Annotated in this window: 9 protein-coding genes and 1 pseudogene; 8 read left to right on the top strand and 2 right to left on the bottom strand. The window is 37.5% G+C overall.

The window, feature by feature from the left end:
* From AC1DVB_RS22330 to AC1DVB_RS22295, 8 genes are all read left to right on the top strand, one after another.
* The coding region (locus AC1DVB_RS22330) for a glycosyltransferase (protein WP_477591016.1) at positions 1–1,095 on the top strand (1,095 nt) is incomplete at its 5' end.
* Positions 1,082–2,263: a hypothetical protein gene (locus AC1DVB_RS22325; RefSeq protein WP_057277582.1), complete on the top strand. Its 1,182-nt coding sequence runs from the start codon at positions 1,082–1,084 to the stop codon at positions 2,261–2,263. The genes AC1DVB_RS22330 and AC1DVB_RS22325, both read left to right, overlap by 14 nt.
* Positions 2,264–2,606: 343 nt before the next feature.
* Positions 2,607–3,611, top strand: a complete 1,005-nt coding sequence (locus AC1DVB_RS22320) for an NAD-dependent epimerase (protein ID WP_057277927.1) — start codon at positions 2,607–2,609, stop codon at positions 3,609–3,611.
* Positions 3,612–3,782: 171 nt separating this feature from the next.
* Entirely contained in the window at positions 3,783–4,061 is a 279-nt protein-coding gene (locus AC1DVB_RS22315) for a hypothetical protein (RefSeq protein WP_477591014.1), read from the top strand.
* Entirely contained in the window at positions 4,058–5,404 is a 1,347-nt protein-coding gene (locus AC1DVB_RS22310) for a glycosyltransferase (RefSeq protein WP_477591012.1), read from the top strand. Before AC1DVB_RS22315 ends, AC1DVB_RS22310 begins: the two co-directional genes overlap by 4 nt.
* Positions 5,405–5,519: 115 nt before the next feature.
* Complete coding sequence (locus tag AC1DVB_RS22305; protein WP_377333627.1) at positions 5,520–5,738, top strand: hypothetical protein; 219 nt, start codon at positions 5,520–5,522, stop codon at positions 5,736–5,738.
* Positions 5,690–7,420 carry a phospho-sugar mutase gene (locus AC1DVB_RS22300; RefSeq protein WP_477591010.1) on the top strand — a complete coding sequence of 577 codons (1,731 nt, stop codon included), beginning with the start codon at positions 5,690–5,692 and terminating at the stop codon, positions 7,418–7,420. Before AC1DVB_RS22305 ends, AC1DVB_RS22300 begins: the two co-directional genes overlap by 49 nt.
* Before the next feature lie 947 nt (positions 7,421–8,367).
* On the top strand, positions 8,368–8,754 hold the full coding sequence (locus AC1DVB_RS22295) for a DUF192 domain-containing protein (RefSeq protein WP_057277585.1): 387 nt from the start codon (positions 8,368–8,370) through the stop codon (positions 8,752–8,754).
* Positions 8,755–9,431: 677 nt separating this feature from the next.
* Here the strand turns inward: AC1DVB_RS22295 and AC1DVB_RS22290 are convergent.
* A pseudogene (locus AC1DVB_RS22290) lies at positions 9,432–9,703 on the bottom strand (DUF418 domain-containing protein); the annotation flags it as partial.
* Positions 9,704–9,772: 69 nt separating this feature from the next.
* Positions 9,773–10,806, bottom strand: a 1,034-nt coding sequence (locus AC1DVB_RS22285; RefSeq protein ID WP_477591008.1) for an MFS transporter, incomplete at its 5' end; no start/stop codon positions are given.

Below are 10,806 nucleotides of genomic sequence, written 5' to 3'. Positions count from 1 at the left end.
GAATATCTCATTTCATTGGCAAATCAACTTAATTTAGGAGACTCTTTTCGCCTATTAAACCATCTCCCTAAAGATCAAGTACGAGAACAAATGACCAATGCAGATATATTTTGCGCCGCGAGCTTAGAAGCTGCCGATGGAGATGTAGAAGGTATTCCTAATACATTAAAAGAAGCTATGGCGATTGGAGTACCAGTGATTTCGACCAATCATGCCGGCATCCCTGAATTAATAACAAATAACAAAGAAGGGGTTTTAGTACAAGAAAACAGTGTAGATGAACTGGCAGATGCTCTTGAATTTATGCTGACGAACAGAGAGATATGGGAAACATATACAGTAGCGGCACGTCAAAAAGTAGAACAAAACTTTAACCTCGCCCAACAACTTCAACAACAAGCTGAATTTTATGATGAACTTGTAGCCCCTTATAAAGTAGGTAAACGATATTTAGTAACACCGTGCCAAATAGATAAAAAAGTTTTTAAGGAGACTCCACAGCCTCAACAGCAAGGTAAGTATGATGGCGAAAGGATAGCGCCTAGAAAAAAAGCCGAATTAGCMAAAAAAGCCCTTATTTATATGCAACAGCTCCAACAGCTTCAAGGGCTTCAAGAGCTTGAAGAGCTTGAAGAGCTTCAAGAGCTTCCACAGCTTCAAGAGCTTCCACAGCTTCCACAATTCCAGCAGCTTCCACTGCTTCAGCAGCTCCAACAGCTCCAACAGCTCCAACAGCTCCAACAGCTTCAACAGCTCCAACAGCTTCAGCAGCTCCAACAGCTTCAACAGCTCCAACAGCTTCAAGAACTTCCACAGCTTCAGCAGCTTCAGCAGCTTCAACAGCTCCAACAGCTTCAAGAGCATACTAAGTATAAGGTCAAAGATGAACTTGTAGCATCTAATAAAAAAGACAAAAAAGCTAAAATTCAACAGAAGGCTAAAGGTAATGATGAAACAATGGAATCTCGTAAAAAAGAAAAAAAAAATCAAAAAGCCGAAAAAGTAAAAAAAGCCCTTAATAAAATTCAACAGTTTCAACAGTTTCAACAGCAGGCCATAGATGAGCAGTTAGGAGGAGAACATGGAGGACTTTAAAACCATTACTGTTACCAAAGGTGAAAAATCTTTGGAAATTCACAATCCAACAAGCTATCCGCTGATTGGAATGGGAGCTCAAGGTGCAGTTTTTCAACTTTCAGAAGATAAATGTGTAAAAATCTATTCAGACCCAGTACAAGCGAAAATGGAGGAAGAAGCTCTTGCAGCTGGAAAACATCTACCCTTTATGCCTTTGATATATGATACAGGACCAAACTATATAGTCATGGAATATTTTAATGCCCCGACCTTAAAAGAATATCTGAGAAATTGTACGTATATCCCTGATTCTATAGTAAAGAAACTTCTCTATATATTAAAGGAATTAAAACAAGCAAAGTTCACCATGATAGATGCCCCTCTACGCCATATTTTTGTAGTCGATAATGAGGAACTTAAGGTGATTGACCATGTGAATTCCTTCAAAAGGATACACCCTGTACCATTAAAATTATTAAGAGATTTGAAAATAATCCTTTTAAAGGACTCGTTCCTAGATCAAGTGAAAAAGCTTGAACCGGACACCTTCAATGAGTGGGAGGATTATTTCAATCAAAATAGTTTGGACTTTAGAAATATTCCAGTCCACTCAGGAGGTTCAGGTAATGGAGTGAAAGTGGATAGTGCCATAACACAAACCCTCATTGGAAAAGGGCATCAAGGTGCTGTTTATCGAGTGTCTGAGGAGACTTGCGTCAAACTTTACGGAAAAACTGAACATGCAAATCAGGAAAAAATGGTCCTTTTATCAAGTCAAGACTTGCCCTTTATACCGAAAGTCTTTGAAACAGGACCCAATTATATTTTAATGGAATATCTATTAGGACCAGATTTAAATACGTTTCTTAAAAAACAATCTGTACTTTCTGAGGACATCACAAAACGGTTACTCTATATATTGAAAACAATGGAAAAATCAGGTTTCAAACAAATTGACGCCCCATTACGACATATTATTATAACCAAGAATGGTTTTAAATTAGTCGACCATGTGTACTCTTTTTCACGTGAACAAAAAAGACCTCTCGAGTTATTTAAAGACCTGCGGGAAAGAAATTTTTTAGATGCCTTTTTAGAACAAGTAAAGGCGATAGATCCCGGTACGTATGCTGAATGGACAAAAACACCAATCCCATTAGATGAAAATGAAAATACCCTTGTATAGTCATAGTTATCTAACCGTAACCGAGCATATAAAAAACCGATGATGATTTCGCATTCACCGGTTTCCAAGATGGTTTTAGTATTAAGTGCTAGTTCACAGCGGGTATAAGAGTGAATAACCTCATGAGGCTTAAAGCCAAAAAGATAGCATGAATTGGTGGTTTACGAATAAAACGTAAGTCTCTCTTCAATGAAAATTTTGAGTTTATTTCCTCTTTTTATCCGTCATGAATTCTGTTCTGTTGGTGTAAAGATTCGAAAGTATCAATGTATAAATAATGATAATCAGTGTTTCGAAAAGGTGTCAGAATCCTAATGTAATAGAAAGGATTGGAATTAATGCTATGAACATTTTAGTAACAGGGGCAGCAGGATTCATTGGTTTCCATTTAACAAAACGTTTGTTAGCCCTAGATAACAATGTAATTGGAGTAGACAATATTAATGATTATTATGATGTTATTTTAAAAAACAATCGACTGAAGATATTAGAAGAAAACCCTGATTTTGAATTCCACAAAATGGATTTGTCAAATAAAGAAAAATTAAATCAATTATTCAAAGACAGAACCATTGATATAGTCATTAACTTAGCAGCCCAGGCTGGAGTACGTTATAGCATAGAAAATCCGGATTCTTATGTTAATTCCAACCTTGTTGGTTTTGTCAATATCTTGGAGGTTTGTCGACACAATAACGTAAAGCACTTAATTTATGCATCCTCTAGTTCTGTATATGGAGCAAATACTAATATCCCCTTCTCAACCAAAGACCCAGTGGATCATCCAGTAAGTTTATACGCTGCCACTAAAAAGTCTAATGAATTAATGGCTCATACGTACAGTCATTTATATAATATTCCAACCACAGGACTCCGTTTCTTTACGGTGTATGGCCCATGGGGGAGACCTGATATGGCTTATTACTCTTTTACTAAAAATATAATCGAAGAGAATACAATAAAGGTTTTTAATAATGGAGATATGAGAAGAGACTTCACTTATATTGATGATATTGTTGAAGGAATAGTCCGGTTACTTGAAAAACCACCGGTTCATACTATTGGATGGGACAGAGCTAACCCTGATTCAAGTTCAAGCTATGCCCCATACAAAATTTATAATATCGGTAACAATAAACCTATAAAATTAATGGATTTCATTAACACATTAGAAAAACTAATTGGCAAAAAGGCAAAAGTAGAATTCTTACCAATGCAACCGGGAGATGTTAAGGAGACATATGCAGATATTGCCGATTTACATGCTGATGTGGGGTTCCATCCTTCAACAACAATAGAAGAAGGTTTAGCTCATTTTGTAAATTGGTACAAAAAGTACAATAAATAAGGAAAAAGAAGGTGTTGTCAAACTTCAATGTTGCATATTAGGCAGCACTGATCAATAAATTTAAAGTTTAATATGTAAAAACCCAAAACCAAAGAATGGGTATATGGACGAATAATGCAAGTGAAAAAGATAAATTAAAAATTTTGTAAGTTATTAAAAGGAGAAAGTAATTTGAATCCTGAAAATATGAAAACTCCATTGGAAGTTCTTTATGAGTATAATTTKTCAGATTTTCTCATGACATCCATTAAACGAAATTCTACAAAAAAGCCTCTATTCAAATTAAATCCTCTGTTTGAAAACTACTTTAAAGTTTGTTATGAAGACCTGCCATATAAAGACATTTATAAAGCCGATTCTATGTTCCCTCAAGAATTTCACAAGCAAGTGAAACAAATTGCAGAACGGGAAAAGAGAAAATTTCTTATTAAAGGGACTGAGGTGAGATGAAAACCATTGCTTATTTTGTAAGTGAAAACATTAAAACACACCAACGTTTTATATATAATCAAATCGTAAAAATAACTAACTATCGCACAATCGTAATCGGCCCATTCGACAATGCCGACCGTACAGAATTCCCCTTTGAAAACTACTATAATATAAACAAAATTAAAGATCTAAAAAAGTTCTTCGAAGAACAAGATATCATAGCCATTCATGCTCATCACGGCTCACACGGACAAGAGATTTTGCCTGTATGTGAAAAATATAATATTCCTTTGATTGTTAGCATTAGAGGACGAGATGGCTCGGACAGACCGGAAATTTTCGAAAAAAATGCTAAGCGATATTCAGCATTAAATAAACATGGTGCACACTATTACCCTGTATGCCAATATCTTGCAGAAGGATTAAGAAGGTTAGGAATTCCGGCTAAGAATATGCATGTATTATATGGTGGTATCGAATTAGATCTTTTCCCTTATTCTAACCGCACTCTTCCTACAGTAGGCGAAATAAGAGTTCTATCGGTAGGTAGACTTGTAGACAAAAAAGGATTTGTTACTCTTATAAAAGCATTTAAACGTATTTATACAAAATATCCAAATGCTAGACTGCATATTATTGGAGCAGGTGAAGATGAGAAACGAATTAAATCCACCATTGCAGAATATAACCTTAAAGATGTTGTGATTCTTAGAGGAGCTATGGATTCAAAACAGGTTTCGGACGAATTGAAAAAAGCCCATATCTTCTGTCTAGCAAGTCAGACAGCTAAAAATGGTGATATCGAAGGTATTCCTAATGCCTTAAAAGAAGCAATGGCTAGCGGTTTACCTGTCGTTTCCACTCAACACGCAGGAATCCCTGAATTAATTGAACACCAGAGAACAGGATACCTAGCTTCAGAAAAAAATGAAATGGAGTTAGCGAAAGGCATACAATTCTTTATAGAAAATCCAGATGTTTGGACCGACTATACGGAAAGAGCACGGAAAGTCATTGAAGAAAAATTTGATGTCAATAAACAAATTATTGAGCAACAAARACTATATTCTCTTGTAAATACAGTGAAAACAGAAAATGCAACGAAAAAGAAAACTAAAGCGGAATCGGAAAAAAATACGAATACGGAAACGGAAAAGAAAACGAATACGCAAACGGAAAAGAAAACGAATACGCAAACGGAAACGAAAAAGAAAACCAAAGCGGAATCGGAAAAGAAAACGAATACGCAAACGGAAACGGAAACGGAAAAGAAAACTAAAGCGGAATCGGAAAAGAAAAAGGAAATGAAAAAGAAATCGAAAACAAAAACGAAAACGGAAAAGAGTAAAAAGAAAAAATAAATCAAGTTAGGAAACAGCAGTGCGTGAAGGAAAAGAAGAATAAATGACACTCTTCCAAAGTATTGGTAGGTAAAATGATTAGAGTGTAACCAACAACTTTGGAGGTAGCGCGCATTTGGCGATGCTACCACGTCCGTTACGGGATGAAGGACGAGAAAAGGGAGCTAATGCTCTAGGAACGATGGTTAGACTTCATATTCAATTGATCGCTTGCAATGTGTACTACGATCAAAAAGAAATGCCAAACAAAGCAAAAACATACAGGCAGGAAGGAGCTGTATTTTCATGGACTGGAAGTCTTTATATACTATTTGGACTAGTTATCCCAATTTAAATAATGAAATGCGTTTAATGCTTGAAGAAATGAAGGATGATGAAATATCACTTGAAGACGCCTTTTATAAAAATTTGGAATTCGGGACAGGTGGTATGAGAGGGGAAATGGGTCCAGGTACGAATAGGATGAACATTTATACTGTGCGTAAAGCGACTTTAGGACTTGCTGAATATATTCAATCGTTTGGGAATGAGGCAAAATCCAGAGGAGTCGTAATTGCTTACGATTCAAGACATAAATCTCCCGAATTTGCATTGGAAGCAGCCAAGACTTTGGCCACAAAGGGAATTAAAGCTTATGTATTTGATGAATTACGCCCTACCCCACAGCTCTCTTTTTCTGTACGTAAGCTGAGTGCATTTGCAGGGATCGTCATTACAGCAAGTCATAATCCGCCTGAATATAATGGGTATAAAGTGTATGGTCCAGATGGGGCACAACTACTTCCTGAGGCGGCGGATCAAGTCATTAATTACGTGAACGCGATTGAAAGTGAGCTTTCCATTGTAGTGGAGGAAGAAGAAGCCCTAAAGGACAGAGGGCTCATTCAAATCATTGGCGAGGAGCTGGATACTGCTTATAACGAGCATTTGCTCACTATTCCGGAAGATTCAAAGTTAGCAGATGAAATCGATGTAAAGCTCGTGTTTACACCGCTTCATGGTACAGCCAATAAATCAGTAAAACGTGCTTTGCATGATCTAGGATATCGAAATGTCCATATTGTTAAGGAACAGGAATTGCCTGATGCTCATTTTCCTACTGTTAAAGTGCCTAATCCAGAGGAACATGATGCTTTTGAATTGGCCATTGCGCTGGGGAACCGTGTTAATGCTGATTTATTGATTGCCACCGATCCGGATGCGGATAGGCTTGGAATTAGCGTGAAGAACAATGCTGGAAATTATGTCGTATTAACAGGCAACCAAACTGGCGCTCTCTTTTTGGATTATTTAATTTCACAAAAACAAAAGAAAGGGACCCTTCCTCAAAATGGAGTCGTATTAAAGACCATCGTGACTTCAGAAATAGGACGGGCGATTTCTGAGCAAAATGGTTTAAAAACTGTAGATGTTTTAACTGGATTTAAATACATTACAGAAAAAATCAATGAATACCAGACAAGTGGAGAACATTCTTTCCTGTTTGGCTATGAAGAAAGCTATGGATATTTGATCAAAGATTTTGCTCGTGATAAGGATGCCATACAGGCTACTATTCTGGCAGTGGAAGTCTGTGCCTATTACAAAAAGCAAGGTAAAACGATGTACGAAGGTTTACTGGATGTATTCGATAAATATGGATACTATATGGAAGATTTACGGTCGTTGACTTTAAAAGGAATTGAAGGTACGAAGCAAATTCAAGCGATTCTCAATGAATTCCGGAGTAATCCACCAAATCAAATCTCTGGTCATCAAGTCGTGATTCAAGAGRATTATCTCAGCAGTAAAAAATACATGTATGGGACAAATAGGGAAGAGGACATCAAACTCCCAAAGTCGAACGTATTAAAATACTTTCTTGAAGATGGGACATGGGTATGTTTACGCCCTTCCGGAACAGAACCTAAAATAAAATTTTATTTCGGTGTTCAAGGAAGCTCGATGAAGGAAGCTCAGGGAAAATTATCCGCCGTTACGACAGACTTTATGAAAAGTATCAATAAAATGCTTTAAAGAAGTACCCTCATTCAGAGGATTTTCATAAAAACCTAGAGTCAGCATTCAAGAAATGCTGACCTTTTTTTGTCCATTAATGGATAGCACCCATCCTTTCGGTATCATAAAAACCCTTCTTAAAAATCAAGAATTCCGGCGGGCCGAATTAAGTTTTTGTGGCTGAATAGGGTTTATCCAAACATGTTCAGGGGATCGGGGGCTTATGCGGATATGTATGACCATTAGACACTAAATGAAATATTGAGCATATAATATACTATTCCAATCCACCAAATCCCCCTATGATGTAGCCTTGCTGATACCGTATGACGTTACGTAGTACAGTTGTACAGGCCCTAGGATGGGCCTTATGAAAGGTGCTAAATAGGGAGGGTTTTTTTAGGATCCTCATCGGCACTCATGTTGAGGCCATAATGTCTTAAAAAGTAAGACAAGTACATTGAAAATCATACATAATCGTACATTCAAACAAAAAACTGCCTATATTAACTATGGCATAGTAATGTTATAAAGATATATTTATATAGCCCTGGAACCCGAACTGGTTCCCTACGGTGTCTCCATCACTTTCCGGTGGACCTGGCGAAATCATAAAGGAACTGGAGTAACCGTCACTCAGTCCTTCGAGTTGCTATAGGGACAGCAGGTTTTGATATTCATTACTGAACATAAGAAGCAGGGAAAACAACTAAAAGTTGTGATTATATACAGTTGCTGTGATTTTTGAAAACAGGGTATTAAATTTAAAAGTCATGGAATAAAGTATTAGAGGTCAAATGGAGCCTGCTTAGTTATTTTTTTCTATATTCGCTTCATGATCAACTTTCTTCCCTTTTATTCTTTAGAAGCAGGGAAAGAAAGTTGCTGTCTTTTTAAAAGAAGTTCATGAGATTGTCATTTTCTTTTTTTGAAATAAGGTCTATTCCCTGCGAAGGTGAGTGAACATGAAAAATAGAATTAAAACAAAAGTGATAAAAATAATCAGTGGAAACAAGGTAACTGGATTAACTGTTCAAGTTGCAGATACTCAAAGAAAAAGAGAAAAGGGCTTGATGTTTGTCGGGAAATTACCCGAAAATGAGGGGATGTTATTTGTGTTTTCAGAAGAAATATATGGTGGATTTTGGATGAAGAACACATTTATCCCTTTATCCATTGCTTTTCTTGATTCATATGGGGAAATTCTAAAAATACTTGATATGGAACCTTGTATAGAGGATTATTGCCCTACCTATGATCCAGGAATTTTTTATTATTATGCAATTGAAGTGAATCTTGGTTGGTTTGAAAAGAATCAAATCAAAGAAGGGGACTATGTAAAGTTTAATTGATTCCTATCCCCACCTCTAGTTCTTGGAGGTGAATTTTTAAAAATGGGTATTTATATTGATTATGCTAGGAAGATTGTGAAGAGTTTTACTTAAGAACATGGTGTTTTCCCTTCATTACCGAAAGCTCAGCAGCTCCTATTCTTATGCAACTAGAGAGGCAGGTTTCTTGAAGGGGCAACTTATATTTAACTTTTCTCCGTTCCTAACAAAGGCTACACCCAGGCCTTGTAGTAGTGGAACCGCACCATACGTCATGAGGTTTTTAAATTATGCCAAGCCATATTCCTCAGTTATGAATTCAAAAGAAGTTTGACAGCATGATTAATAAATTTTGAGTAATGGAGAAATTTCACCCAAARATCTATTCTGTATAAAACAAATCTTCTATATGATGAACTACAATTTTAATATTTCAATATAAAGAAGTAGATGAATTCAAAAAAGCCTTCTTAAAAAAAGAAACCGAACTCAAATGACCGGTTTTCTTTTTGATTATGGCTCTTTTTTGGAGCGGAAGTGCGAGACTCCTGCGGGAGCAGCGGGACAGGTGAGACCTCACAGGCGTTTACGCCGAGGAGGCTCACCGCCCGCCCCGCGGAAAGCGAGCATCTGGAGGGGAAATCAACCACACCTCACTACTTGGTAAATAGCAACAAAGTATGTGAAAAAAGCCTTGATTATTGATGTTTATATACTAATCGCCTTAATAAAATTTCCAATGGGCCATTCAGATTATTTTTTTCAATAAAGTCGCCAAAATGACAGAAAGGGACCAAATTCCTACTGCAATCATAGCCGCTATACCGTTACTCACACGCCCTCCTAAATCAAGTGCAACTGGTGATAGAAATAGCACGAGCATTGCCTCATTCCAAACATAGAAAGTTAATGAACGTTTCCCTAAAGCCATTAAAGAATGGCTAATGTAYCCAGGATTTTTTAACCTTGCCCTTCATTCCATGGGGAGCCATGCAGCAAGAAAGCACCTATCCTTGGCGTTTGTAGATCCTTTAACATCTTATGCTGCCTGCTTTTGTTTCTGGTCTAAGCGATGACTCAGGAAAGTTAAAAGACTTGCCAAGATAGCAATCAGCCCCCCTACCCATGTGACACTCATCAAATTTCCCTGATGGTAAACAATTCCGCCTAATGCGGAACCAAAGGCGATACCGACATTACTTGCCACAGGCATCAGTGAAGCAGCCAATCCTGTAGCTTTAGGTTGATAAATACCGGCTAGGTCTATCAAATATAGCTGGGTAGATGTTGTTAAAAGGATGGCCATTAATGACATCAAGCTAATGTTAACCAAGCCAAAGATAAAATTATCTGTCGTCCAATATAAACTGATCAGGACAACTGCTTGGACGAGGAAAACAAACCTGAGGCGTCCGATGGCATTGTAGCTGGCAATTTTACCAGCGAGTATGTTGCTGAAAATGGAAATGAATCCGTAGCCAAACAAGATCCAACTGATTGAACCACTTGGTGCTTCCATTCCTTTCAGGATCGGAACAAGATACGTATAAACGGCATACGTCGCTCCAAATCCAAGCGATGGAATGAAAAAAGCCATTAAGATTCGCGGGTGTGTCAACAAAGAAAATTGATCACGCATTGAGCTGCGGAATGGACTGTGCATAGTAGGCAAAATGAAGAAAGATGCCAAAAATGCAATAGCTCCGAGTAAAGTCGTTAACAGGAAGGTTGCATTCCAGTCGTACCTTTCAGCGATGACAGTGCCAATTGGTACTCCGATCACGTTTGCAAGTGTAAAACCACCGAAAACGAATGAAATAGCAAGTCCACGTTTCGCGATTGGCATGTTTTCACTGGCAACGATCATGGCAAGAGAAATTAAAACTCCTGTTACAATCGCAGTCATCATCCGAAGTGCAAGGAGCATGACGTAGGTCGTCGAAATCACGCACAAAGCATTCAGGATGATGAACAAACCTATCAAAAACAACATCCATTTCCGTTTTGGAAAATGGCTGGTTGCCGACATCACGAGCGGTGTGGCAATGGCAAACGTAATGGCAAACGCAGAAA

The organism is Peribacillus sp. P4_D6, from assembly GCF_056401795.1.
This window is presented reverse-complemented; position numbering and strand designations above follow the sequence as displayed.

What these genes read in the sequence shown, in the direction of transcription:
- AC1DVB_RS22325 (WP_057277582.1), top strand. Translation starts at nt 1,082, where the DNA reads ATGGAGGACTTTAAAACCATTACTGTTACCAAAGGTGAAAAATCTTTG.
- AC1DVB_RS22320 (WP_057277927.1), top strand. Translation starts at nt 2,607, where the DNA reads ATGAACATTTTAGTAACAGGGGCAGCAGGATTCATTGGTTTCCATTTA.
- AC1DVB_RS22295 (WP_057277585.1), top strand. Translation starts at nt 8,368, where the DNA reads ATGAAAAATAGAATTAAAACAAAAGTGATAAAAATAATCAGTGGAAAC.